This window comes from Nostoc sp. ATCC 53789, from assembly GCF_009873495.1.
Taxonomy (GTDB): domain Bacteria; phylum Cyanobacteriota; class Cyanobacteriia; order Cyanobacteriales; family Nostocaceae; genus Nostoc; species Nostoc muscorum_A.
In genome coordinates, this window is the sequence record NZ_CP046703.1 from 1928317 (window position 1) to 1954893 (window position 26577).

Genomic DNA, 26577 nt, shown 5'->3' on the forward strand with positions numbered 1-26577 from the left:
CCTCTAAAACTCTCATTCCTCCGTGAACTCTGCGCCCTCTGTGGTTCGTTTTCCGTTACCCGTGTGTAAATCCTATGAATATTTAATACACTTTGAACGTTATGAGGTGTGATGACAAAAGAGTTCCGCCCACAATAAACCGGGCAAAGCAAAATTATAGCTTGCTGCTCTTGAGGGAAAGTTTTATAAAAGCATCTGGGAATTATGTGATTAAGTCTATCCGTCTTAACTACACAGAAAAACTCATGGGTTTTATAATCTCTCTTCTAACTAGCCTGATTGGAATCCTCGTTTATCTCAATACAGGTAGGATCTCTGGCGAAAAGTCACGTTTAGCAATACGCACAATTACGATATTGATTAGCAGTATTGCAATACTAAATTCTATTTCTAGGCTTTTGGTGATTGTCCCACCAGGCAATATTGGTGTCGTCAACTTATTTGGTGAGGTTTCCGAAAGCACTCTTAATCCTGGTGTCCACTTCTTGAACCCCTTTAACAAAGTGTTGAATTTTTCCACTCGCATTAAGGATCTCAAGGAAAACATAGATGTAACAACCCAAGAAGGTTTGAGTCTAAATCTTGATGTCAGTCTTCAGTACAAGCTCGATCCCCAGAAAGCAGCCACAGTATATAAAACCATTGGAACTGATGAAACACAACTGGTAATTTCCAGATTCCGCTCTACCGTTCGTGCTATCACGTCAAACTACCCAGCCAGTGCTATTTACTCTACCAAACGTCAAGAAATCGCCCAAAAAATTGACCAACAACTCACCCAAGAGATACCCACTTTGGGTTTCATCGTTGAGGAAGCTCTTTTACGAAACGTCAAAATGCCTGATATTCTACAAGTTGCAATTCAAAACAAACTCAAGACAGAGCAAGAAAACCAGCAAATGAAATTTGTTTTAGAGAAAGAGCGTCAAGAGGCAGAACGAAAGCGTATTGAAGCTCAAGGCATAGCTGATTATCAAAAAATTATCTCCGTTGGACTTACCAACCAAGTGCTACAATTACGAGCGATTGAAGCCACAGAAAAGCTAGCTCAATCAAATAATTCTAAAATTGTAATTATTGGTTCTGAAAAAGGTGGAGCGCCTATTTTGATCCAGCCAGAAACAGGAACTTCAAGACCCTAAAATTTTCTGATTAGCGATCGCTGCGGCGTTGCTTCCTCCTACATATCTCTCTTTCGGCTTCCCACCTTGCTGCTGGCTGAATGATACAGTATGAGCGTTGCTAGAAACTGATGACTATGAGCGGCGATATTGTCGAAAAACTCAAGAAAGCTAGTACTGGCTTGTTAATGATGAGCGAGTCAGATTACCCTTTTGAGGTTGTTCAATGGGAAGGTGCTGCACCTGCAACACAAGAGAAAATATTACAGCTAACAGGTTCTCAAAACCTGCCAGTCGAAGTAGTAGAGTTGGACTATTTCTTGCGTAATTGTGCATTTGAGCAAGAGTGGCACAATGAATTACAGAAAAAAGATGTTAAAAGATTTCAAACACTTATGCAGACACTTAAAGATAATCTTAGTGACATCAGCGTTTATCGTGTTGGACAAATAAATATTGACGCTTATATCATCGGACAAACTCAAGACGGTGACTTAGCTGGAGTAGTAACAAAACTGGTTGAAACCTAGTATACAGGTTGGAAAATTCTTTAAATAAAAGCCTAGCTGCACAGATGGCTAGGCTTTCTCGTTTTTAAAATTATTCCAACTTATAAATTGTCAACTCGCGCTTCTATTACAGACTGAATAGATGTTGAAACTTGTGAGAGAAAATTGTATCCAGTTAGGGATTCTAATGAGTCAACACTAACCCGATAGTTTCTCCAATTCGCTGTTCGCACGCCTTGGGCGTTGGGAATATTGACAGCAATAACTCTCGTGCTGGTTGTCACGCCTGCAAGACCTGAACCAGGAGTATTCAATACAACAAGAATTTTCCAGGTTCTGTTAGGGACTTGAACCCGTCCATTAGCTATTGTATAGAACGTTCCGTTAGAACCAGTACCACCCATCCCATATCCACCAGATATGATGTAGAGTTCTTTACCCTGTCCTACTAAAGTTCTGGCATAATCCTCTAAGTTTGCCCAAATTCCCTGATTGTTATCTGGGGCTTGAGCAATCATATTGCTCATCAAAAAGGTGGCAGAATTATTAGTAACACTACTAGTCCTGTCAGCGCTAGGTGTCATGTGACCGCGATCAAACCCACTTCCGCTAAAATCGGTAGATTGAACTTGATAACACCCTGAAGGAAGTGTTGTATCAGCCCGAAAAGTATCTTGTCTTGGTGTGCTACCTAACCAACTATTATTTAACTGCCAAGACACCCAATTTGGTCTACCTATTCCGCAGTTGTAACCAATTACATATTGTGGTTTTACCAACAAGTAGTTATTTTGGCTAGAAGTTCCAGCGTTGCTAGGGTTGCCAAGAGTTAGGTGAACACTTACTGATGACTGGGCTGGTACAATCTGTGCTAACCCAATTATGAATAGAACCACCGTCACAAATGGCAGTAGAAACTTGAAAATCTTGATTTTTTTCACGTTTTTGTGCTTTTGATTACCAAAACAGTGTCCAAGTTCTTCGTTTCAATATCAAGTATTCAGTGATACAAAAAAAATATTTTTTAATGATAAATATGTAGTGACACAATAGCTAGAAATCTTTATTCGTAAGAGTTAACAATTAAAAAACTGGCTTTCGTGATGAGTGATGGCTTAAAATTTTGCATCTCTACACCAAGATTTATACATCTAATTAGCAATGCCAATCTTTTTTCTTAAAGAAAATTTTATTCACACCATAAATTAGGGCGATGCCTGCGATGGAAAGCCACGCACTCGATCGCCTTAATCTCTAATTTTATGGTTCACTGGCGGCTATTTAATTTCCTGAAAATTCTCAATTGTGAGATATATTTCTTCATCAGCTATCTGACTGTTGTAATCTATCTCAATTTTGGTTGGATACCCGAATTTAGGGCTGTAACTCACATTCAGGCTGTAGGCTTGACGGTTGATAGCATCTTGAATCACATTAAACAGCTTAGGAATTGTTTTGTAGTTTTGAAAGAATTCTGGATTAACTGCTTGACCTGTAGCTACAGAAGTGATAGAAGTTGTTTGACCATTACGGACTTCAATGACTACTGGCCCCCTAGCGTCTGGTATACAAAAGCATCCATTACTAAATGTATAGCGATAGTTGGAAATATTTTGCTGATTCCACAAATAGCGATTAAATTTTAATCGTCTTACATCCAAATTATTATTTTTCGTTGACGATTGTGCTATCTCTATGGGAGATTTTGACATTACTGGTAGGTTAAGACCGAAAGATAGCAATAATCCGGCACTGATAATTATAGGTAAACGCATATCAATTCATTTAATTTCAAAAGTGCTATATACATTAATTCATGTACTTGTTTAAATAGACTTTATCTTTTGATTAAAATCTATCTATACTTAGCCAAGATCAAATAACAAATTTATTCTTCCCACAGCGATCGCTTACAATCGCATTTATCGCTTGTAACTTAGTTTTATGGAAATCGGTGCGATCGCAGATGTACGAAAATCTTTTCTCTATGCTGTAAAATCTTTACTGTAAAAAACAGATTTTTTGTTTCAAGGATGAATGAATCACAAACTTGGTATATTGTCAAGCATTCTGCTGGTAATTGCGAAATCGTCCCCAGCGACAAAATTTGCGACGATAATTTAGAGATTAAAGAAACTATAGAACAGTGGGGGCCTTTTAGTTCGCAAGGAGAAGCGATCGCTCGGCGTGTTGGACTTATTAGGGCTGGAAAGTGCCAACCAGTTTAAGTTAGGAGTTAGAAATGATGGTTTTTATTCCTAAATCCTTACTACTCACTCCTAACTCCTAACTTTATTCTTAACTCTTCATTTTTCTGCTGTGGCTGTGCCCTTAGCAGCAATCTTTTTACCTATCACTTCTACTGCTTTAGCGAATTGTGGGTCTTGTAGGGTAGCGAGTTTATCGCGTTCATGGAGCCATAATTCCTGCATCTGCTCTTTGGTCAACTCTACCTTCACATCTGGATTAATACCTTTGTGATTAATATCCGTACCATTAGGGGTATAGTAATGAGCAATTGTTACCGCCAATCCTGAGCCATCTTCTAAGGGACGTACCGATTGCACGAGTCCCTTACCAAAGGTTTGAGTACCAACCAAAGTAGCACGCTTGTTGTCCTTCAAAGCCCCTGAAAGGATTTCACTCGCACTGGCTGAACCTTTATCTACCAGCACCACCAAAGGTTTATCCGTTAAGGCGCGTCCGTTTGCCTCTTCTTTTTCTGCCTCTCCTTGGCGTTCAACGGTGGAGACAATCTTACCTTTATTTATCCACATCCGGGCAATGTCTACACTGGAGAACAGTAAGCCACCAGGATTACCACGTAAATCCAGAATATATCCAGCTACCTTTTTGCTTTCTAAATCCTTGATAGCTGTTTGCATTTCTTTACCAGCATTAGCGCTGAACTGGTTCAGGCGAATGTAGCCAAGATTACCTGCTGGAGTTTGTTTTTGGGAATATTTAACTGGATGAATTTCAATCCGCGCCCGTTTGATGTCTAATTGTTTTACCTGACCGTCGCGCTGAATCGTTAGGCTAACTTGCGTTCCGGCTTCACCTCGAATTAGGGATACTGCTTGATTAGTATCCATCCCCTTGGTGCTTTTGTTGTCGATTTTGAGGATGACATCTTTTGCCAAAACACCAGCTTTAAATGCTGGTGTATCTTCGATTGGCGCAATTACAACCAGTTGCTTAGTTTTTTCATCTTGACTGATAGTGATCCCAATCCCGATCAATTCTCCAGAAGTGTCCACTTGCATATTTTTGAATTCTGCTGGGTCCATAAACCGGGTGTATGGATCTTCCAGCTTTTTCAGCATTTCCCGAATAGACTTATAAGCATCCTGGGGATTACTGTAGGACTTGCTTAAATACTCCTTACGAACAGCCTGCCAATCTACCTGATTGAAAGTACCATCTACATATTGGCGCTGAACAATTTGCCAAACTTCATCTACTATTTCTTTGGGACTTGCTTTAAATAAAGCCTGACCTCGCGAGTGAATGCCAAGACTAGTAACTGCGATCGTGGAGAGTGTCACCGCCGTAGCACCCAAAACAAGCCTACTTTTTGTAATCACCATAATGACAGCTGCGTCAGAGGGAAAATATATAGTCAGTATGCTCAATCTAACACAGGCTTCCACTGTACAGATCGAGTATGTATTCTTAATTTAAACAAAATACTTGACAATCCGGCGACCTTGGTCGTTATCAATACAAAAGTTTTAAGATTGGGGATTGGGGATTGGGAATGGGGAATGGGGAATGGGGAATGGGGAATGGGGCATTGGGCATTGGGCATTGGGCATGAAGAAGAGACAAAGGATACAAGGAAGAGGGGGAGACGGAGAGACTTGTTCAATAATTCCCCCTTGTCCCCTTGTCCCCTTGTCCCCCTGCCCCCTGCCCCCTGCTCCCTCTCCCCTTAAGGTTCTACCCAGCGTTCATCTGCCTTAATGAGGTTAATTAATTCCTCTACACCTTTGTCTTCTGGGACTTTTTTAATTTCTTCTCGACCACGATATAAGGAAATGTAACCAGGTGTTTTGCCAACATAACCATAGTCGGCATCTGCCATTTCGCCGGGACCATTGACAATACAACCCATAACTGCTATGTCTAACCCAGTCAGGTGTTTAGTGGCTTCCCGGACTTTGTGTAACACTTCTTCTAGATTAAACAAAGTACGCCCACAAGAAGGACAAGCGACGTATTCCACCATCGTTTTTCGCAATCCCAAAGCTTGGAGAATGCTGTAACAGACGGGAATCTCTTTTTCTGGTGCTTCTGTGAGTGAGACGCGAATTGTATCGCCAATGCCATCAGCAAGTAGGGTAGCAATACCGGCCGTAGATTTAATTCGCCCATATTCGCCATCACCAGCTTCGGTAACGCCTAAATGTAGCGGATAATCCATACCCAGTTCATCCATGCGCTTGGCGATCAGGCGATAGGCGGCTAGCATCACAGGTACTCGTGAAGCTTTCATGGAAATTACCAAGTTGCGGAAATCCAAGGATTCACAGATGCGAATGAATTCTATGGCAGATTCCACCATTCCTTCTGGAGTGTCACCGTAGGTAAATAGCATCCTCTCGGCGAGGGAACCGTGATTTACCCCAATTCGCATTGATTTACCTTGATCTCGCAAAGAAACTACTAAAGGTTCTAGAGTTTCGCGGATTTTATCGCCAATTTCGTCAAATTCGGATTGAGTATACTCGGTTCGATTGACGTTGGGCTTTTCAAAGACATACAACCCCGGATTAATCCGCACTTTTTCTATGTGCTTGGAGACTTCCAGGGCGATTTTTAGCCCATTATGATGGACATCAGCCACAATGGGCACGTCTTGGTAAGTTTTTATTAATTTTTGTTTAATTTCTGCTAAAGCTTTAGCATGAGCCATACTCGGCACTGTAACACGGACAATTTCGCAGCCAATTTCGTGCAGACGACGAATACCAGCTACGGAACCATCAATATCAAGGGTGTCTTCGTTAATCATTGACTGCACTACAACGGGGTAGCCACCGCCAATGGTGACATTTCCTACCTTTACGGGACGGGTTTTACGCCGCTTGATAGTTGTATCAAAGACAGGTTGACTTGATGCAGTATTTGAAGTATCTACTATGGGCAGAGTTTGCATAACCTGATCGGGTAAATTTGCAGTAGCTAAAAATATCAGATTTGATAAATCTCTGTTTCCCAGATTGCCACAGCTAGTGGCTCTTTTGGAGGATTATGTAGAAAAAATTGGAGAATTGAGTCAGGCAAAGAATTAAAAACTTTTCTAACTGAGCAGTGTTAGTGAGGTTTAACGACGCGATCGCTCTTTTACTGAGTTATAAGTACTACTAACAATGGCAGTAATTATTTGTCTGGTATATTTTCGCTGTTGTGATAGTTGTGTAGCGATGTACCAATACGTTTGATACTTTATCAAGATAACTGATTTTGACCTTTGTAAGCTTAATGCCTTTGGCATATCGCAACTACGGCTTACCGAAGCGATCGCGATCGTGCAGTTCGTCAAAATCGATGATTGGCCCCTTGGGTACAATTCGATTTGGATTAATCTCGGTCATACTCATGTAATAGCCGCGTTTAGTATAGTCTAGATTGCACGTTGCTTTGAATGGCCACGCATCAGAAAGAGTTTCGCCTCCTGCACCCTGCCCAAATAATGATTACTACCTGAGATAGAACTGGCGTTAGCCATTTGGGAAGACTAAATATGAAAGCCTTCAAGATTTAGTAGATGGTTAGTATTCCTGGATACCACGTAACTGAAGAAATCTCCAATGGTTCGAGAACCCTAGTTTATCGAGAGTATCGAGAAACTGACTTTTCCCTCAAAGATGATTTTGGTTTGGATCGGAGGCGATATGTCGGGTATTTACAAGAGTTTTTAGCGATCGCTCGAAAAATTATAGTGGAAAAAAATAGTGGTTCGATCCAATGCGACTCTTCTCCAGGGCAAGGTACGGAATTTGAGATATTAATTCCAGTTCAACAGTCAGCAGGAGAAACAAGTAATGCATAACACAGAATTCGAGCAAGAAATACTTTTTCTTCGTCAGCAAAATGCTCAGTTACAGCAACAACTGGCAAAATCCACCACAGAATTCAGTGCAGAAATCGCCCAATTAGAACAGAAACTTAGAGAATCAAAACAACTATTAGAAAGTAATTGCCAAGCAGAACTAACCTTCAAGGCTTCTCAAGCAGAATTACTAGCATTATTTAACGCCATACCAGATGTGATTCTCATGCTTGATGCCGAAGGACGTTACCTCAAAATTGCTCCTAGCAGTGCGCCTTTACTATACCAACCCCCTGTGGAACTAATAGGTAAAACCATGCACGAGGTTTTACCTTCTGCTTTTGCAGACTCTTTTCTCAACTGCATTCAACAAGCACTAGAAACCAAGAAAACTTTCAAAATCGAATATAGCTTGCCCATTGGTGATCAAGAAGTTTGGTTTGAGGCGAGTATTGCGCCAATGAACGAGGACACTGTTGTTTGTGTAGCTAGGGATATTAGTAATGTCTACAACGAGCTTCGTTTACGCAAAGCAGCTGAGGCAACCTTAAGTCAACAAGAAGATCAGTATCGCAGCATTTTTGAGACTGTGAATGATGGCATCAGTGTTGTTGATTTAGATACAGGTAAGATTGTCGCTGCCAATCCCGCTTTTTGTCAGATGCATGGCTATTCTCAAGCAGAATTTTTCCACTTAAGTCCTACAGATTTCATCCATCCCGATTCTTTTCAGCAATTTGCGGAATTCATCAACACAATCAAGATGGGAGGTGAATTTCACACTCAGGCTGTAGATATTCGCAAAGATGGCACTTATTTTGATATAGAAGTTACAGGCAAACTCTTTAACTACAATGGCAAACCCCATGCACTTTCGGTAGTGCGAGATATTAGCGAACGTAAACTTGCTGAACAAGAGCAAAGAAGACTGCTAACTATTTTAGAAGCCACAACTGATATCGTCGGTATGGCTGATGTAGATGGAAATAATTGCTATCTAAACAAAGCAGGGCAGAAGATTTTAGAAATTCCAGCCTCAGAAACCAACAAATTTCATATTAGCGAAGTTACAGGACTATCAATATTAGAAAAATTCCAGAATGAAATAATACCTATTGTAGTTCGAGAAGGGATTTGGTCTGGAGAATCTATATTTCGCTGTCGCAATGGTGAAGAGTTTCCAGTTTCCCAAGTGATAATTGCCCACAAAAATGAACAAGGCGAAATAGAATTCTTCTCAACTATTGCCCGTGATATCCGCGATCGCCAACAAATCGAAGCCCGGCTTAGACAACACGCAGAAGATTTAGCCCAAACTCTTCAAGAACTCCAACGTACCCAAGCACAAATGATTCAGGCAGAAAAAATGTCTAGTCTGGGTCAACTCGTGGCCGGAGTCGCCCATGAAATCAATAACCCTGTCAATTTTATCCACGGTAATCTCAGCCATCTTGAAGAACATACTCAAGATTTATTAAGGTTAATTAACTCATATCAAATCATTAACCCGCCAGAATTTCAGAACGGTAATTGCTACTCTGGTGAAGCAAGCTACGCATTAGCAGAGCGACTCAACCCACTGCTGACTTTATGCCAAGAAATTGATCTGGAATACATTCAGCAAGATTTACCAAAAATCTTGAATTCAATGAAAGTGGGAACTCAACGCATCCGTCAGATTGTCCTGTCACTGCGTACTTTCTCGCGCATGGATGAAGCCGAGTTTAAAGCTGTAGATATTCACGAAGGCATAGACAGTACCTTAATGATTTTGCAACATCGCCTCAAAGAAAAACCAGAATTTCCCGAAATTAATGTCATCAAAAACTACGGCAGCTTACCTTTAGTAGAATGCTACGCCGGACAACTGAATCAGGTGTTTATGAATATTTTTGCAAATGCTATTGATGCCTTAGAACAAAAAACAGACAATGAAGTTTCTCCACCCACAATTACCATTCATAGCACGTTAATAGATTCTCATTGGGTCAAAATCGCGATTGCCGACAATGGTTTAGGGATGCCAGAAGGAGTTGAAAAGCAGGTTTTTAATCCATTTTTTACCACCAAGCCTGTGGGTAAGGGAACAGGTATGGGAATGTCTATTAGTTATCAAATTATTACCGAAAAACATGGTGGCAAATTGGAGTGTTACTCAAAACCAGGTCAAGGAACAGAGTTTGTGATTAAAATTCCAATTCGGCATTAGATAGGCAATAGTCAAGAAGCCTCTTTGAGCTATACGGAATTTTTTCAACAATCAGATATGAGTTTTATATTAATCAATCTAGTTTTTAATTCAGAGTGAATTAATAAAAATGCGATCGCTATTGCTGAATAACCTATTTGAGCGATCAGAAAAAAGCAAAGTTAACCTTTTTTTAACGAACCACAGAGGCGCAGAGAACACAGAGAGAAGGAAGAAATGCTTAACTGAACTATTGGGGTAAAGGTTTTTCTTTACCCCTTTTCTCTTTGCCTTTTCCCCAAAACTCGACAAGTATTGATTGCCTATTGCCTGTTACCTATTGCCTTATCCCAACGACAATTTACGCCCACTTACTTCTGAATTTTCCCCCTTCGGGAAGGGGGTTAGGTCTATTTGCATACTTGTACCTCACCGGATTGAAAATGGTTATAAGAATAAAAGGTGTTATGACTGCCGGACTACAAGTCGGGCAAATAACCCTTCTTCTGCAATCAATTCTGAGAAATTACCCGTCTGCACTACATTACCTGCATCAAGAACATAAATGCGGTCTGCATGACGAATTGTACTGAGGCGATGGGCAATCACCACTCTGGTAGCATTTAATTTAGCTAAACTTTCAGTCACAATTGCCTGGGTGCGATTATCCAGAGCGCTGGTTGCCTCATCCATTAAAATAATTTTGGGCTTTGCAACTAGCGATCGCGCAATCAATAATCTTTGCCGTTGTCCCCCAGAAAGATTAGTACCACCTTCAGCGATTATAGTGTGCATTCCCATCGGCATTTGCTTGATATCATCAGCGAAGCCTGCCATCTGTGCAGCTTCCCAAGCTTCTTCTAGAGAAACCAAGGCTCCGGCGGTGATATTATCAAAAATTGAGCCAGTCCCAAATTTGCCATTTTGCAATACTACTCCCAACTGCCTGCGTACAGCCTGAAGTTCCAAATCTGCTAAGTCTTGGCCATCATAGTAGACACTGCCTGTTAATGGAGTCTCAAATCCCAGTAACAACCGGAATATCGTTGATTTACCACTTCCAGAAGGGCCAATAATCGCCACAAACTCTCCTGGTTCAGCATGGAAACTAACATTGTTGAGAATTAAGTTGCCATGTTCCGAGTAGCGAAAACTCACGCTTTCTAGGGCAATACGACCACTTAATTGACCAGGGTTAACTTTGGTTGAGCCATCTTCAGGCTGCGATCGCCAAATCGGTTTTGCCCGTTCCCATATTGGTACAATCCCCCAAATCTCAGATACAGTATTGCTCAGGTCAATTATCCCTTTGATGAAAATTGTCAAGGCATAGTTAAAAGCAACAAATATACCAAGTGTGAGGCGTGGCTGGATCAACAGCATCGCCAATCCGAAAAGCAATATAGAACTGACTAAGGGTAGTGCTTCATTGAATACAGACATACCATCTTTAATCTGTTGCCAATTCGCTTTTAGCCGGATTTGCTGGCTATACTTTTTTGCCCAAGCCGCAAATGCCCGTTCTTCTGCCATTGCTACTCGCAGTTTGGCAACACCGTTGATTAGTTGGACAGTGAGTCCCTGAATCGCGCCATTGAGTTCTTGCTGTTCGCGGGATTTCTTTACCAAGCGGAAACTTGCAACTGTCGTAACCACGGCAGCAAAGATTGCTAAACCCACTCCCACCAGCGCTAATTGCCAGCTGTAAATAAACATCAACACTAAATTGAGTAAGGCAAAAACCCCACTCAACAACGTTTTTTGGGTAGCACCGCTCAGTTTTTGATGAATTTCCCTCACCGCCATAACGCGGTTAACTAAGTCTCCGGCAGTATACTGACGAAAAAACCTCGGACTTAATCTCAGCAGACGATCCCAAATAGCTGGCTGCAATACGCTATCAGTGGCGCTTTCAACTCGGAGGATAATAATACTTTGGGCAATTTGAAAAGCTAACTGTCCAAAGGCAACTGCAAACATTACTAATCCTATTTGCCATAGTAAAGCGCGATCGCTATCTGGAATGGCATTATTGATTAAAATTGCTGTTGCTTGTGGTGCAACCATTCCCAATATCGTCCCCAGTAGCCCCACTACTAAAATACTAGCGATATCTTTTTCATAACCTTTAACCCCAAACCGAAGTAAATCGATGGCTTTGAGTGCAACTTGGGGCAACGGTCGATACAGAACGTAGGCAGATGTTGTCAGTGTTTTTGCCACTGCCTCATTTACGGGGATGCGAGTTCGCGCAACTGGATCAAAGATCGTATAATCCCGCTTATCTGTGGGTAACAAAGCTACTGGGCGCTTTTCTAATTGAGTATAAGCTAACATCGGCCCTTGATCTTGCCGCCACCAGCCACTTGCCAAAGTCACACGCCGGATACGAATTTGCGATGATTGGGCGATCGCTGCTACAGGGTCTTTAATAGAACTAAAATTATCTGCTGCTGGACGAATCTCAATTCCTAATGTCCGTCCAATTGCTCCCATTGCTACCAATAGAGGCGGTCCCTCTTGAGATAAAGCTTCTTGCTGTGGTTGCAATACTGTTGCTAATTCAGAGAGTGCGCCCTCAATTACTTGCTGATTAAGTTGCTCTCTTTGCTGAAACTGCCGAAATTCTGCTTCTGCTTGTTTGTTTGCTAGCAAACTCAAGTAGTGAAAAAAATAAGTATGTAAACATACCAAGCTACTGAGTATTTCTTCCTGACTTGGGAAATCTGCGGTTGTTAATACTTGTCCAATAACTGCATTTTCTGCCTCCAGCCACATCGCACTCGTCAGGGGAAAAGCTGGCGAGGTGGGATTCAACGTTAGTTCCTCAACTCCCATCCAGCTAACATTACCTTGCTGCAACTTCACCCACACAAGTGTTTGTTGCCACAGATGTAGTGCCTCACCAGTGGATAATGAAAAATCCTGTCCCGATGTCTGCACAATGTTTAATGGCGTTGTCAAAACTGTTTGCTGGGAACTAAGAGACTGACTTAAATGATTTACCCAGCCTTCTAAAAGTTCTATAGCTTGAGAGTCAGCCGTCCCGATTCCCTGAACCAAATCAACCATTGACATCTGGCATAATTGAGTAGGTTCAATTGCGATCGCGATAAAACTCCACTTGCTTTCTTTTGGTAACAAAGCTGCACTAAACAATGCTTCTCCAGCGTTGACATGAAACAGATAGCGGCGCTGCTCCTTTAGTAAATTGTTTTTAACTCTAGTCGCAAACACTGCTAATGTTCCAGACTCCACTATCCAGACAGTTTCTGAGTTATTCAACAGTAATGATTCGTTTGCTTGAAAGGAGTACAGTTTAGAAGAAGGATTCACCTGCGGGCTACTCATTACTCAATTAATGAAATATTTGATGGGCTAGAAGTCAATACAGTTCAGTTAAGCATCTCTTTCTTCTCTCTGCGTTCTCTGCGCCTTGGCGGTTCGTTAAAAAAATGACTTTGGTAACAGAGTTTTAGCCTTAACTGAACCGTATTGGGCTAGAAGTCTTTTGCTATAACAGTATTTTTATCTAGTACATAGCGTTCTATAATTAATAATTAGCTTTGTAAGTACAACTTTATACAAAAGCACTGCACGTTACTACGTAAAGTTTAGCATTAAAAAATACTATTAATGTAATTCGATACACCCTGATGACCATCTCCAAAGTCTTGTATAAATTCATCAGTTACTCTATTTGCACAACTATCTATCTCTTCGGAAAGTGAATTTTGATGCAGTATCTGATGCGCTGATTTACGCAAAACCTCAAATAATTTAGAACTGTAATCAGAGTCTTCGCTCAAGAAATTCCACAGTTCTTTACCAATCAAAGTTTGCATTTCCCAATCAGGCAGTATTTGTTTTAATAGACCAATCGTTACTGTTTTGCTTGTTCTTTTACCATAAGTAAATCCTATATACGCTTTATCTCCTTCTTTAACTTTTTCTTGAATTTTTTCAGCCCAGTAAACTACTTGGTCTTTATCCATATTGTTTGGGCCGCTTTTTATTTGCAGCCAAAATTTTTCACCATCACTCGTAGTTTTAACCAAATCCCATCCTGATTTATTAGGAGCTTTTTCAACAGTATCAGAACTAGTAAGTAACAGGTCTTCTATAAAAAATCCCATAGATGTAACGATTGAGCGAGTAGCCGCCATATAAACATTTAATCTAACAACTGCATCTGGAGTATCTAAATTAAGCGCTCTAATTAAAAATGGGTTAGGATTTAAGTTCTTTAAAGATAGGTTTCTAACCATATTTAGTTGTTTTTGGGTGAATACCCTACTAATAATGGCTAAATAATTTTCGGCAACTGTAAGTTCTGCTGATAAAGAGCCTGATTCCCTATATATAGACAAATTAGTAATTTCTTCGTCTGTTAACTTTAAAACGCTTTTACCAGATATACTCTTGAGGTTTTTGATATTTTCTTCTTGAAATTCTAAGAAATCTTTTATATCTGCAAAATATGAGGCAAGAGAACGTGCTTTGTTGAGTGTAAAACCTACCTCATTTTTTAGAGCGTATGCTAACATTTCATGAAACTGTTCGGACACTTTCTTTTATCCTAAATCTAAATAAAATAAATCTTTAAAAATTTCAACTAAAAAAGTGAAAGCTGTTCAAAAACATTTGTTGATTCTGGTTTTTCATTTTTGATTATTTTAGATAAATATTGTCCTATTGCGTGAGACAGTTTAACCGGTACAGAATTACCTATTTGTCTATATCTAGACGATAGAGAACCATAAAATACCCAAGTATCAGGAAAAGTTTGAATTCTTGCATATTCTCGTACACTTAGAGGTCGTAATTCAACAGGATGACACATATCTGTAGCTTTTTGATGTGGGCTTGTTGTCACCGTAGGAGAGGGTTTATCCCAAGACAATCTTCTATAAAATCCAACTTTGCCACCCCCAGATTTGTAAGCGCCTCCCATTGCTTCAGGCTTTAATTCATCTGGTAAATGTCTCCAGTTTTGACCTTCTTTCAATAAAACAAGATATTTTAGACGTTGTTTTGAATAAGGGGTGTATTCTGGATGTGGATCGGATAAATTAGACAGAGCATCTCTAAGAGTTCGCCATTTCTGAAGTCCTTTTAAGCCATTTTTATCATGAGTTGGTTTAGGAAAAGTTAAAACTTCACCATTTTTTGACCCAATAAATATTACTCTCGCTCTGGTTTGCGGTACACCATAATCAGCAGCTTGCACTAGCATAGGAGGAGCAACTTCATAACCGATTGCTTTCATTTGGGCTAATACAACCTTAAGGGCTGCACCCTCAATTTCATCTGGTTCTAAAGAAGAGTATCCAACACCTCTTTGATTATGAGGCCTATGCCGAATCGGAGATGAAAGTAATCCTTTGACGTTCTCCATTAAAAAAAAACGAGGTTGAATTTCTTTCACAATGCGAATGAAATCCATAAATAAACTTCCTTGTGGATCTATAACAGAACCACGCTTACCCGCAGTGCTGAATGGCTGACAGGGCGGTCCTCCTGTTACTAGGTCTACTTCACCAGGTAAAAGAGGTCTACCAAGTTTTAAAACACGTCCTCCCTCTTCTAGCAATGTTTGTGCTGAAATCTGCCTAATATCCCTTGGTACAGCACTTTCTCTAAGGTGGGGGCGGTTCAGAATAATAGTTTTTGTTGCATCAGCATCTATTTCAACTACGCTGACAGTATAAAAACCTGCTTCTTCTATACCCAAATCAAGACCGAAAGCTCCTGCAAACAGAGCAATGGATATTAATTGGTTATTAATCACCTTTTCCTCAAATTTTCAAAATCAATTTTACTCACATTTAAACCTAATAGATTTTTATAATTTCCACGAAATCGTCTGCGTGGGTATTTTCACATTGTCGTCTAAGTTTTTTACAAATACTACCTTGCCTCTGCTGCATGGAGTAGGCGAACATAAGTTCCGCCTTGCTGCCATAATTCCTCATGGGTACCACTTTGGACAATTTTACCTTGGTCTAGAACAATAATTTTATGGCAATCACGAATTGTACTCAGGCGGTGGGCTACTACAATACATAAGCAACCACGCTGTCGCAAGTTATGGTTAATAATCAATTCAGTTTCCACATCGAGGGCGCTGGTTGCTTCATCCAGTACTAATATTGTGGGATTTCTCACCAAAGCGCGGGCGATTTCTAAACGTTGGCGTTGCCCACCACTGATATTCATACCGCCTTCAATCAATTCAAAGTCATATTTTGCAGGCATAGAAGCGATCGCATCATGAATGGCTGCATCCTGACAAGCTTGCACCAAATCAGCTTCTGGCACAGTTGAATCCCAAAGAGTGATATTATCTCGCACAGTCCCCGCAAATAAAAAGATATCCTGTTCAACCATTGCCAATGAGTTAGCCAACACAGAACGCTTAATTTGCGATCGCTCTACACCATCAAAACAGATTTCCCCTGCCCAAGGTTGATAAAGACCACAAATTAATTTAGCAATCGTAGATTTCCCTGAACCGCTTCCCCCCACAAGCGCTATACGTTGTCCAGGTTGAACAGTTAAGCTAAAATTCTCAATTAAGGGAGGTTCCACCCGACTGTAGCCAAAAGTGATATTTCGTAACTCAATATGTCCCTGTAATTGCCACATTGGGCATGGGGCATTGGGCATTGGGCATTGGGCATGGGGAATACTTGTAATAAGTTCCCCTCTGCTCCTCTGCTCCTCTGCTCCCTTGCCTCCCTCCACTTCCAAATCAACAGGATTTTGCAGCACATCATCAAGCCGATTTAAATCAGCTTCTAAATCTTGCAGCGTGCTGCCGAAATTTACGAGGCTATTAACTGGCTCTAAGAAGCTCAGTGTTAAACTTTGGTAGGCAACGAGCATCCCAATACTGAGATTGCCCTTCATTACCTGTAAACCACCAACCAGCAAAATAGAAGCTGTGGTTAGGGCTGTCAAAATTGTGGGTAATGTGGTGAGAATTTGAGTTTGTAAGCCTAATTCCTGTTGGGCGTTGAGTGCTTTAGCGTAATAACCCGCAAACCGAGCAAATAAATCTGACTCTAGCCCAGAAGCTTTGATGGTTTCTATCGTTTGGATGCCGCTAATCGTTACTCCACCCACCTTGCCATATTCCTGAGCTAGGCGCATATTTGTATCTACACGAGTTTGCGATAAAAATAAGAGGGCGAGAATGTTGATTAAAGCAAAACCAACTGCGATCGCACTCAATAATTGGTCATACTGAATCATTATCAGCAGGTAAAAAACCATCATTACTGCGTCAATTAATGTGGTTGCCAAAGGCCCTGAGAGTACTTCCGCCACTCGGTCATTCAGTTGCACCCGACTACTGATTTCCCCAGCAAAACGTTGGTCATAAAACCCAATAGGCAATCGCAAAATATGCCAGAGAAATAGTCCTGATGTGCTGACTGACAACTTAACCATCAATCGCCGCAGATAAGTCAGCCGCAGTCTCGCAAGGAATGCCCGCAATATAGTAGTTAACAACATCCCTAACAACAAAGGTCGTAACCAATCTTGCCGGTCTTGGATTAAAATCTCATCGATAAACACTTGAGCAAAGGCTGGAACCGCTAGCCGAGGCAATGTTAACAACAACCCAGCCAGCAGACAAAACAAGATAGTAACTCGTGAGTTTTGTAAACGGGTAGTTAAAGCCGAAATAATGTGATTTTTTTTGCCGCCCTTCTGGAAGTCCGCTCCTGGTTCCATTGTCAGCACAACACCAGTATATGCGCGATCGAACTCTTCCCAACTCACTGTTCTCCGACCACTAGCAGGATCGTTGATGTAAACGCGTTTTTTGCTATATCCTTCTACCACGAGAAAATGGTTAAAATTCCAAAAGGCAATGTAGGGAAGACGGGTAGCTGTCACCTTTTCTAGAGATAGTTTTAAACCTTTAGCATTGAGTCCATAGTTTTTTGCAGCTTTGAGAATATTAAAAGCTTTACTCCCATCCCTTGAGACACCGCATTCTTCACGCAGTTTAGCCAGTGGCACAATCCGGCCGTAATAGCTAAGAATTATTCCCAAAGCAGCCGCACCACATTCGACCGCTTCCATTTGTAAAAGTGTAGAAGTGCGAACACGATTTGGTTTAAATTTTGGGATTGGGAATGGGGGATTGGGCATTGGGGAAGGGGGAAGGGGGAATGGGGAATGGGGAAGGGATAAGATTTTATTATTTTAATGACTGATTTATGGATTGAATTTGATTAGATAGCATACGGCTCAACTCCATAGCTTGATTATGAAGTTGTGTATAAGTTGGTTGGTCTAAATAGCCTATTTCTAAGGCTACTCTTAAAAGACTGCGAACTTCCCCGGCAGACCCTTTGGCGATATTTAGAAAGTTTAAGTATTCTTTGCGAGAATATCGTTCAAATCCTTCAGCAATATTTGTAGGTATTGATACGCTAGCACGTCTTAATTGATCCCTTAAACCAAAGTCTCTATTGAGTTCACCATCCTTAGTTATTAAGTATATTTCCTTAACTAAGTCAATACCTTTTTGCCATACTCTTAAATCCTCAAAAGTTTCAATTTTTTTCCTTTCCATTCCTTTCCCCTTTCCCCTTTAACCTTTACCCTTATCCTAGTGACATTCTATTCTCTCATCCCCAATTTAATAAATTCCCGTCCAAGATCGCAGCATAGGAATAATATAAGAAATCGGTGCTTTTTCTCCAACTTTTACTTGAACAGAGGTAGTTGTACCAGAAGATATTTTTAAAGCTGGGCCATCAGAAGATGACCATTTGTAGCCACTGACTGATGTCGGATTTTTTTGGAGTTGGACAAAAGCTTGCACCTGACCTTCGCCTTTACCCGCAAGACTGGCAGCCATTTCTTTGTTACCAACGATCGCTGTAATATCTTGTGTACTTACCGGAAATGAAGAAATATCTGTGATCGTTCCGACAATACCACCTTCGCGTTCACGCTTGGCAAAACTGGGAGTCACCTGTACAGCCATCCCTGGCTTGATTTGCTTACCATCTTTATTAGCAAAGTAAACAAGGCTCATAAGTTTTGAATTTGCTTCTTCAGCCTCGATTGACCCTAAGCGAGTACCCGGATTCATCATTTGACCAGGAACAACACTCACTTCCAGAATATGACCATTGTATTTGCTGATGATTCTACTTTCTTGAGATAGTTGCAGTTCTAATTGGGCAATGCGGCGCTTTACTTCCCGAATTTTATTTGTTTTGTCAATTGATTGCTTCAGGTCTTGTTCGCGTAATTTAGTATTTTGAGTATTCAGGTCTTTAATTTTCGTTTTAATTTCGTCAATTCTATTAAGATTTTCCAGATATTCTCGTTGGGTGGTAGTTTCTTGGATTTCGAGATCCTTTAATTGCACGTCAATATCTGACAGTTCACTTTGAGTGTTAAAATATTCCTGTTCAGCTTGCACCAACATATCTTGGCTGATGACATGCTGCTCAAAAAGGTGACGACGATTATCAACTCGTCCTTTAAGAGTTTTGAGTAAGTAATTAATTTGTTGTTTCCGAGAATTAATGCTTTGACGTTTTTGAGCGATCGCTCTCAGCGTTTGATCGCGTAACTTTGGCGCATCTTGCTCTCTATGCAAATTATTTTCCAAATCCATTCTCTGCTGTCCAAGAGTAATGATTTGTTGGTCAATTAGCAGCTTTTGTAACCTGTCAGTCTCTTGATTTTGGGTTTGCAGTTGTTGCAACTTTACTTGCTCTTGCTGTAGTTGCTGCTTTAGCGCTGATTGGTCGATGATACCCAGCACATCACCTTGTTTAATAATATCTCCCGCCTTTACTTTCAGAGTTAGTAACGGGCCAGAACTGGGTGCTTGAAATTCTACAACATGGTGCGGTTTAATCAAGATACCTTGACCTGTGACAGTCAGGGGAATTCTGCCGAACACACTCCAAAGGCCAGCTACAGCAACTACAAAACTCATGGTAGATAAAGTCAACCAAGCTTGAGGCTTGACTACATTTATCGCTTGATCCAGTTGTTCTGGTGAAGATAAGCGCTCTAGGGCTTCTTGGCGAAAGATATGGCTGTGTTTGAGTTGCATTGTTCTCCTTCCTGCTGATGGCACTCAGAGCCTCAAGTCTTCTAGACCTTTAAGATTAAAGTGCGATCGGGGAGAACTAGGGGAGAAATAAGGGCGAATTAAGGAAGGCGATCGCTTTTACTGCTTCAACAAAACATTATGGACAGTCTACAACGCTGGGATGCCCATGACTTCGTTGATAGTCGCGCCAAAACATAGTTATAGCAAACTGTTATCAATTAATAAATAGCTCCATCTTGTCCCAATGCCAAATAGTTAGTCTGCGATCGCGAGCATTGTCAATAATTGATATTGCCAAGTAAATTCAATGCTCTTTTAGGGCATCCTGAAGAGGTAGAATTTGCAATCTTGCCGGGTACAAGTGTCCGGCATTTTTATTAGAAAATATCCGACTTAGGCTAATAACAAAACTATACCAATTCTAGGACAGAGTTTTTACGTACATCTTTTGACAGATTTTTTACTTAAGTGTCTTATCTGTCTTAACTGTCCTTGTGTCACTTTTCCAGCCGTGCTAAGTTTCGGAGTGAAATGAGCAATTGTGTAGAAAGTTACGCTCTAATTTCAAGCCTTAAACATAGAAATTCCCAAAACCAAGGTAATAATAAATGGCAACACCTAACCAAAAAATTAATCCTGTTATTTTAATACATGGAATATCAGGATCTAGGCTAATCTCAAAACAAACAGTATTTCCAATACAACCGCCACCAATCTCGAAAGTAGAAGAAGAATATCCAATTTGGCTGAATTTATTGATGAGTACAGTGCCAGCACGACCGATACCAAATAACGATGTAGAAATTAACAGCAATCCTGAAAAAGTAAGTTTAAAAACACTTGGATGGAATCTACCAGATTCTACAATTTCTTCTAGGACTGTCCCGACGATTACTCCGGCTCCGTGGTGGAAAACACAAATGACATTAGGGGATGATGGTATAACCGCCTCCAATAACGAGGATAATCATCCTGTACAGGGATTTAAAGCAATTGAGAGGATAGCTCCAGACACAGAGCCTGATTTTGACCCTGAGACTGGCAAAGACAATCGATATTTTGCCGCTTTAATTGAGAAGTTAGTAGAACAAGGATATGTGAAGAATGAAAATAATAATCAAGGTAACTTAGTAGCTTTTCCATACGATTGGCGAGTATCACCAAAAGGTCTGAACGAAAAGTATGGCTACTTTAATAAGCTCAAAGATGAAATACAAAAGCAACGCGAATATAACCAAAAACGTGTAGTGATAATAGCTCATAGTATGGGAAATCGAGTTACGCAGTATTTTCTACAGTGGGTTAAAAATAAAGAGGAGTTAGGGGAACAGTGGATACATGAAAATATAGAACGATATATAGCAGTTAGTCCACCGTGGCTTGGCGGCCCTTTAGCAATTCGTTTTCTAGGATCAGATGATCCAATAGTATTAGGAAAGGCAGCAATAAAGGATCTTAAATCAGTAATACAAAGCTATTCTAGTGTTCCTTGGCTATTGCCCATAACAAAAGCGCCACAGGCATTTTTGAACACTGAACATTTTGCGTTTGTCAAAGAGAACAGCAAAGCTCCATCAACAATCAATAACTTTCAGCCAAAAACAATCAGAGACATATTAACAGATGGAGGAGCCGAACAAACTACACTGAAATATCAGCAGGAGCATTATCAAGACGATGATTTGATAGGTAGCATTGTGGACGGCGACGGGGGTAAGCTGGTAGAGTGCCCACCTGTTCAGAAATTAGATGTTATCTATGCATATGGCACACCTACACATGTAGGTGCATATTACCTTTCTTCTGTAGAAGAAATAGACGGAAAACAAACAAAATCACTGAGAGTAGCAGCAGACCTGAACGACACAGGCGGAAACTTTCTTGTAAAAGACGGAATAAGATTTGAAATAGAGGGTACTACAGAACAACTGATAGATGGATCAACACATTCAGGAGATGGAATAGTCCCATATGGAAGCTTGGCATATCACAAGCATTGGCAGAAAAACAAGTCGCTAAAAACCGAAATAGGAGATCATGGTTTTCGACTTAGCGATGCGGCCACATATCCAGGACATGAGGAAATTTTAAAGGTTAACGAAGGTATTAATAAAATCCTGGAGTTGTTACGCAACGTGCATTTGGATTAAAGTTGGCGTAGATATAGCGGGGGGGAAATGAGCTTGGTAACATAATTAGGTAGTTTAAAAGCAGATGGCACTAACCATCTGCTTTTAAACTTTTATGAGAAAAACTTATTAGAAAAGTTAAAAAATAAATTATTTTTAACTTGGTCAAAAGCGGTTTTTGGGTACGAACAACAAGCTCAATCCCACAATAATATTGAAGGCAAATTATTGTTAGCCAGACGCAGCAATTGATAACCAATTCCAGATATACCGGGTAAAAAGCCAGGATTAAATACAGAATTGGGTAAGTTGGGGAACAGTTGATAAGCTCCAGTTCGCTTGGCTCTAGCCACAACATTTGTTACATTTTGGTGAGCAATTTGATGCCAATCAGAACGGGAACAGATTTTTGCACCGACTAACAGCACTTCCGCCCGACCAAAATTGCCACAGCATAAGTGATCGATCGCTTGTAAGCCAAAACTCTGAGTAGTTTGGAGAGCAATTTCAATTTCTTGTTGAATTTCCGGCGTTTCCACGATTCTCAAACTGCCTAAGCGTCCTAAACCAATGCCGGCTGCACCATGACACCACTTATTTGCAAAGTCAGGTTGTCCTGATTGTCCCATTCTGCGGAAGTCGGGCCAGTTGGCAGTGGACTGGCAAAAGACGCTACGCTCATACTCAATTCCTGCTAAACCTGCTTCTAAGAATTTGCGCTCTAAGGTGGCGGCATAAAGTCTGAGCAAAGCATAAGAGATGCCTGCGGCTCCATGAGAGAAGCCAGTTAAGGGCTTGTCCCAATAAGTATGCCAAGCTTTGGGCGCACCATTGTGGCTAACTTGACGGTTGATTAAATGTTGTCCACAGGCGATCGCTTTTTCTAAAACGGTTGCTTCTCCTGTGGCTTGATGCAGGGATAATAAACCTAAAATTGCCCCTGCTGCTCCGCTCATAATATCCAAGTGTTCGTCGGCAGCAATCAGTTCTGGTGTCATCAACTCGGCTAATACTTGAGCGTCTGGCAACAGCGTTGCATCGTTGAGGAGTTGACTAATTTTCACCAGGCTATAGATCATTGACCCTAAACCTGTTGCACCCCCAACGCCCATGAAACGAGCCATGCGTTCCCAAGTTTCTGGCTCAACAGTGTGGATTTGGCGACGCAGAGATTGCACTGTCCTCAATGCTAAATCACGGTAACGGGAATCACCAGTTACCTGATTTAGTGCAGCTAAAAACAAAGCAACTCCAGAGCGTCCGTCAGAGAGACAATTGTTTAATACTTGCAGTTGATATCGTTCGGCGCGAGGCACAAAGTCTAAGCCAATCCAGTTAACGCTGCCATCAGGGTCAGAAATGGCTCTGGTTTCCAGTTGAGTGGCGATTTCCTGGGCTTCGGCAATTAATTGTTCTGAATTTAGCAACGGTAACGATTCGCCTTGCCATTGCCCACCTTGGCGGCTGAAAGTGGTTGCAATTTTGGCATCGAAGGAGCCTTGAATAATCGCTACTTGTCGAGCTAAGTCGGTTTCATCCAGAGATTGTAACTGGTTGAGCAGGTCTTGGTAACTGGATTGTTTGAAGTAGTTGGGAATGGAAGAAGAACCGTTTAAACTCAGTTCATCAACCACAGCGCTAGCCGTGAAGAAGGGAATATCCAATTGTTCCATTGCTCGGAGTTCTGCACTCAAAACAGGAAAGGCATTCGGTTTATTTTGAGCAACTAGAAAAGCACGACTGAGAACATCGAGTTGAATACTGTAATCTACGCCATGTTTGAGGTAATCGGGTGCCAAAGCTTTTTGGAGAATGATGCCATAAATGCGGGTGTTGCGGAAGATAAAACGCACCTGCTGATTTTGCATAGCAGATAGCAAACTTTGGCGTGAAATTAAGAAATCTTTGTGCGCCATCAAAAAGCGATACATCTGCTCAAACCCAGTGGTGATTTGTAGTTGATAATCGTTTGGAGACAGAGCAGTTTCACCCAAAAACGGCACATTTTTCCCGATCGGCAAGGTTACAGGCTCAGACAACAGGTGCATATTATCTGTATTAATGTTCTGCCAGCGCGGCACTTTGCGGGGAGATAGTCGAGGATCTGTGCTGCCTAGTCCGCTAATATCATAAGCGACACTGCGATCGCCACTAAAGTCCCAACGCGGTAAAAGTCCGGTGCGGAGTACGGAATCCCAAAATTGTCGTGTGGCGGTTGTGTCTAAATCTTGGGTAAGTGGTGAGTCTTCAATGAGATTCGGTTCGTGGTGCAGCAGCGTTTCCATGTCAATCAGCACCAGATGTTCGCCATTGGCAATTAAGTTTTCGTAATGGCAATCTGTTCCCCGCAAAGCGTAAAGCACACACAACAACATCCCAGAACGCTGATAGAATTGTTTCGCAGCGGCTTCATCGACACAAGGCAACTGTTCAACATGTTCCACCCAACCATAACCGTTGCGCTCTAGTACCTGAATGACTTTAAAATCTAAAAGATCGCTGTGTTGATTGCACCAATCCAAAAATTGGTTAAAGACAACCTCTAATCCTAAATCTTTGGGTTTATAAACAAGTTTAAGTCCAGACTCAAAGGTGAGCAAAATCACCGTTCGCCCGCGTTTGTGTGCATCGGAAATCGATGTTTGAATTTCAACAACTTTGTTTTGAGAAAGTGGGGCGATCGCTTGATTAAAAGTTCGTTGAATATCTGTCCTGTCTGCAACTAAACGTTGGAGAAATTCAGCAGTGAACTCAACCCAAAAATTAACGGCTGTTGCCACTAACCGACCGAGTACTGGATACTTTTGGAAGAAGGTCAGCATTCCATCTTCTAGGAGTTGATTGACGAACTTGGTGTAGTGAGTGTTATTGTTTTGTGTTTCAAGCCCCAGTAAGCCGAGCAAGTTTTGACCAAAGGGACGCACCTGAGAAAATTCAAAATCCAATGTCTTTGTGCAAATTCCTGCTAATCGTTTCAGTAGACCACGTTCTAGAGAACTGTAAGCGTCGTGCGAAAGAATCGATAAGGGAAGATAATCTTGGGTGAATTTACTGTCGCAGTGAGTCAGTAATTGCTGTCTGGCTACCAAGATAGCAGGCAAAAGAATATCTTCAAAAGCGATCGGATTTTGTGAATCGATTGGTAGAAATACTTCGGTTGCAGAATTGAATCCTGTAGCAGTTTGGATGATTTGCTGCAAGGTTTCTGCCCACTCAGGCAAAGGTTGATCGGCAAGTAACTCAATGGTTCCCAATCTGGAACTAACAGTATCGAGGTTTAGCCCTTCCCATTGTAAGCGTTTGTGTAACGTATTGAATTTACCTTCTGCTGCAACTTCGCACCAGCGATGTCTACGACGGTTAATTTCTTGTTCGTTGACTCGATCGACATCAATTGCAAATCTGCTTTCATCAAGACGTTCCCAGATAAAGCTAGCATTGGCTGCGATCGCTCTTAAATCGTCTGATGTTTTCTGTTGGGATAAGCGAACAAGTTGTTGAACCATAGCTGGATTTCTCATGATGGGAGTTCAAAGGTAAGTATCAATTCTGGTCTACGTTTTAATAGTTGGTATTAATACCAATAGCGTTCGTCTGAAATAAGTTTTAAATTAAGTACTAATTAGGTAAGTATCTAGGCATAAATAAATTTAAAGTTTGTAGTAAGGACTTTAGTCCTGATAATCCTTGCTCTGAGCGATAAATCGCTCACTACAAACTAGGAGTTTATTTTATATTTAATTATCTCTACCTACTTAGGCATAATTAAAATAACTTGTAATTATTAATTGAATTAGTTGGGGTACAAGTCTCCAACAGATAAAGACAAAAAACTTGACTATTTGGTGGATTATAGGACTCATATATTATGATTTTTGAACAAATTTAAGATAAAACTGTCTTTTCAGTTTCAGTATGTTTTCAAAAATAAAGTCTGAGTCCTATATTTCACCAAAAAATACGAATTACGAGAGATAGCAGTGTCCGCCACCACAGCCGGCTGTGTGACATAGTTTGGGCGCACTATCAGCCATTGCACCGCCACTAACACTGAGTAATTCTTCTTCGCTCAGTTCGTTTGAGTCCACAAAGGTCAGTTCTGCCAGCATTTGAGCTACGCTTTCGGCGGTGAAAGTATAACCTTTTTCTGCACTCGCAATTAACAACAGTTTGATAGCTTCTGTTTGGGTAACTGCTGCTTGTATATTCTCACGTAGTTGACTATTTTGGAGTAGGCTTTGAATTTGTGACAACATAATTGTATTTTCTCAGAGTTGGTGATAGTAATTGTTAATGTAATTCCCTCTTTCTCTTGATTAAAAAAGTAAAAAGGGAACTGTTATGCAGCATCTCTTTCTGCGTTGAACCTCATTACCAAGTATGGAAATTATCCAAATTAAAATATTGGGAAAGTTGGATATAAAAAGCTGTTTTAGAAAAACAACCTGACCTTGGAGGCTACAATGCCAGAGA

Annotated in this window: 19 protein-coding genes and 1 pseudogene; 6 read left to right on the plus strand and 14 right to left on the minus strand. The window is 40.9% G+C overall.

Features of this window, described 5'->3' with window-relative positions; translation table 11 throughout:
• The first annotated feature begins 245 nt into the window (after positions 1 to 245).
• Positions 246 to 1142 (plus strand): prohibitin family protein, encoded by an 897-nt coding sequence (locus GJB62_RS07920; RefSeq protein ID WP_114082581.1) that lies wholly within the window; start codon positions 246 to 248, stop codon positions 1140 to 1142.
• Between the two features lie 116 nt (positions 1143 to 1258).
• On the plus strand, positions 1259 to 1651 hold the full coding sequence (locus GJB62_RS07925; protein WP_167756008.1) for a nuclease A inhibitor family protein: 393 nt from the start codon (positions 1259 to 1261) through the stop codon (positions 1649 to 1651).
• An 80-nt stretch (positions 1652 to 1731) separates the two neighbouring features.
• Here GJB62_RS07925 and GJB62_RS07930 read toward each other — a convergent pair whose 3' ends face one another.
• Entirely contained in the window at positions 1732 to 2571 is an 840-nt protein-coding gene (locus GJB62_RS07930; RefSeq protein WP_114082579.1) for a DNA/RNA non-specific endonuclease, read from the minus strand.
• Between the two features lie 336 nt (positions 2572 to 2907).
• On the minus strand, positions 2908 to 3405 hold the full coding sequence (locus tag GJB62_RS07935) for a DUF6174 domain-containing protein (RefSeq protein WP_114082578.1): 498 nt from the start codon (positions 3403 to 3405) through the stop codon (positions 2908 to 2910).
• Between the two features lie 258 nt (positions 3406 to 3663).
• Here GJB62_RS07935 and GJB62_RS07940 point away from each other — a divergent pair, with 258 nt between their 5' ends.
• Positions 3664 to 3858 carry a transposase family protein gene (locus GJB62_RS07940; RefSeq protein ID WP_114082577.1) on the plus strand — a complete coding sequence of 65 codons (195 nt, stop codon included), beginning with the start codon at positions 3664 to 3666 and terminating at the stop codon, positions 3856 to 3858.
• A 78-nt stretch (positions 3859 to 3936) separates the two neighbouring features.
• On the opposite strand, the gene ctpC is transcribed toward GJB62_RS07940, so the two are convergent.
• The 4 genes and pseudogenes from ctpC to GJB62_RS07960 all read right to left on the minus strand — a co-directional run.
• Positions 3937 to 5220: a carboxyl-terminal processing protease CtpC gene (gene ctpC, locus GJB62_RS07945; protein WP_114082576.1), complete on the minus strand. Its 1284-nt coding sequence runs from the start codon at positions 5218 to 5220 to the stop codon at positions 3937 to 3939.
• Positions 5221 to 5564: 344 nt separating this feature from the next.
• Positions 5565 to 6791 carry a (E)-4-hydroxy-3-methylbut-2-enyl-diphosphate synthase gene (ispG, locus tag GJB62_RS07950; protein ID WP_114082574.1) on the minus strand — a complete coding sequence of 409 codons (1227 nt, stop codon included), beginning with the start codon at positions 6789 to 6791 and terminating at the stop codon, positions 5565 to 5567.
• Between the two features lie 168 nt (positions 6792 to 6959).
• The gene (locus tag GJB62_RS07955; RefSeq protein WP_159402477.1) at positions 6960 to 7130 is read right to left on the minus strand and encodes a hypothetical protein; all 171 of its coding nucleotides are present in this window, start codon (positions 7128 to 7130) and stop codon (positions 6960 to 6962) included.
• A gap of 7 nt (positions 7131 to 7137) precedes the next feature.
• A pseudogene (locus GJB62_RS07960) lies at positions 7138 to 7281 on the minus strand (glutathione S-transferase family protein); the annotation flags it as partial.
• A 122-nt stretch (positions 7282 to 7403) separates the two neighbouring features.
• Here GJB62_RS07960 and GJB62_RS07965 point away from each other — a divergent pair.
• Positions 7404 to 7688: a HAMP domain-containing histidine kinase gene (locus tag GJB62_RS07965; RefSeq protein ID WP_114082573.1), complete on the plus strand. Its 285-nt coding sequence runs from the start codon at positions 7404 to 7406 to the stop codon at positions 7686 to 7688.
• The gene (locus tag GJB62_RS07970; RefSeq protein ID WP_114082572.1) at positions 7681 to 9897 is read left to right on the plus strand and encodes a PAS domain S-box protein; all 2217 of its coding nucleotides are present in this window, start codon (positions 7681 to 7683) and stop codon (positions 9895 to 9897) included. The genes GJB62_RS07965 and GJB62_RS07970 overlap by 8 nt, the downstream gene beginning before the upstream one ends.
• Before the next feature lie 444 nt (positions 9898 to 10341).
• Here the strand turns inward: GJB62_RS07970 and GJB62_RS07975 are convergent, their stop codons facing one another.
• The 6 genes from GJB62_RS07975 to GJB62_RS08000 form a co-directional block, all read right to left on the minus strand.
• A complete protein-coding gene (locus GJB62_RS07975) occupies positions 10342 to 13227 on the minus strand; it encodes an NHLP bacteriocin export ABC transporter permease/ATPase subunit (protein WP_114082571.1) in 2886 nt (961 codons plus the stop codon).
• Between the two features lie 269 nt (positions 13228 to 13496).
• The gene (locus tag GJB62_RS07980) at positions 13497 to 14444 is read right to left on the minus strand and encodes a PmeII family type II restriction endonuclease (protein WP_209271487.1); all 948 of its coding nucleotides are present in this window, start codon (positions 14442 to 14444) and stop codon (positions 13497 to 13499) included.
• Positions 14445 to 14491: 47 nt separating this feature from the next.
• Complete coding sequence (locus GJB62_RS07985; protein WP_114082569.1) at positions 14492 to 15667, minus strand: DNA cytosine methyltransferase; 1176 nt, start codon at positions 15665 to 15667, stop codon at positions 14492 to 14494.
• A gap of 119 nt (positions 15668 to 15786) precedes the next feature.
• Positions 15787 to 17973, minus strand: a complete 2187-nt coding sequence (locus tag GJB62_RS07990; RefSeq protein ID WP_245246115.1) for an NHLP family bacteriocin export ABC transporter peptidase/permease/ATPase subunit — start codon at positions 17971 to 17973, stop codon at positions 15787 to 15789.
• A gap of 118 nt (positions 17974 to 18091) precedes the next feature.
• Entirely contained in the window at positions 18092 to 18469 is a 378-nt protein-coding gene (locus GJB62_RS07995; RefSeq protein ID WP_114082567.1) for a four helix bundle protein, read from the minus strand.
• Positions 18470 to 18535: 66 nt separating this feature from the next.
• Positions 18536 to 19975, minus strand: a complete 1440-nt coding sequence (locus GJB62_RS08000; protein WP_114082566.1) for an NHLP bacteriocin system secretion protein — start codon at positions 19973 to 19975, stop codon at positions 18536 to 18538.
• A gap of 608 nt (positions 19976 to 20583) precedes the next feature.
• Between GJB62_RS08000 and GJB62_RS08005 the strand changes: the two genes are divergently transcribed.
• Complete coding sequence (locus GJB62_RS08005) at positions 20584 to 22125, plus strand: hypothetical protein (RefSeq protein ID WP_114082565.1); 1542 nt, start codon at positions 20584 to 20586, stop codon at positions 22123 to 22125.
• Positions 22126 to 22301: 176 nt separating this feature from the next.
• Here the strand turns inward: GJB62_RS08005 and GJB62_RS08010 are convergent, their stop codons facing one another.
• Positions 22302 to 25610: a type 2 lanthipeptide synthetase LanM family protein gene (locus tag GJB62_RS08010; RefSeq protein WP_245246116.1), complete on the minus strand. Its 3309-nt coding sequence runs from the start codon at positions 25608 to 25610 to the stop codon at positions 22302 to 22304.
• 459 nt (positions 25611 to 26069) lie between these two features.
• Positions 26070 to 26360 (minus strand): Nif11-like leader peptide family natural product precursor, encoded by a 291-nt coding sequence (locus tag GJB62_RS08015; RefSeq protein ID WP_114082563.1) that lies wholly within the window; start codon positions 26358 to 26360, stop codon positions 26070 to 26072.
• Between the last annotated feature and the right edge of the window lie 217 nt (positions 26361 to 26577).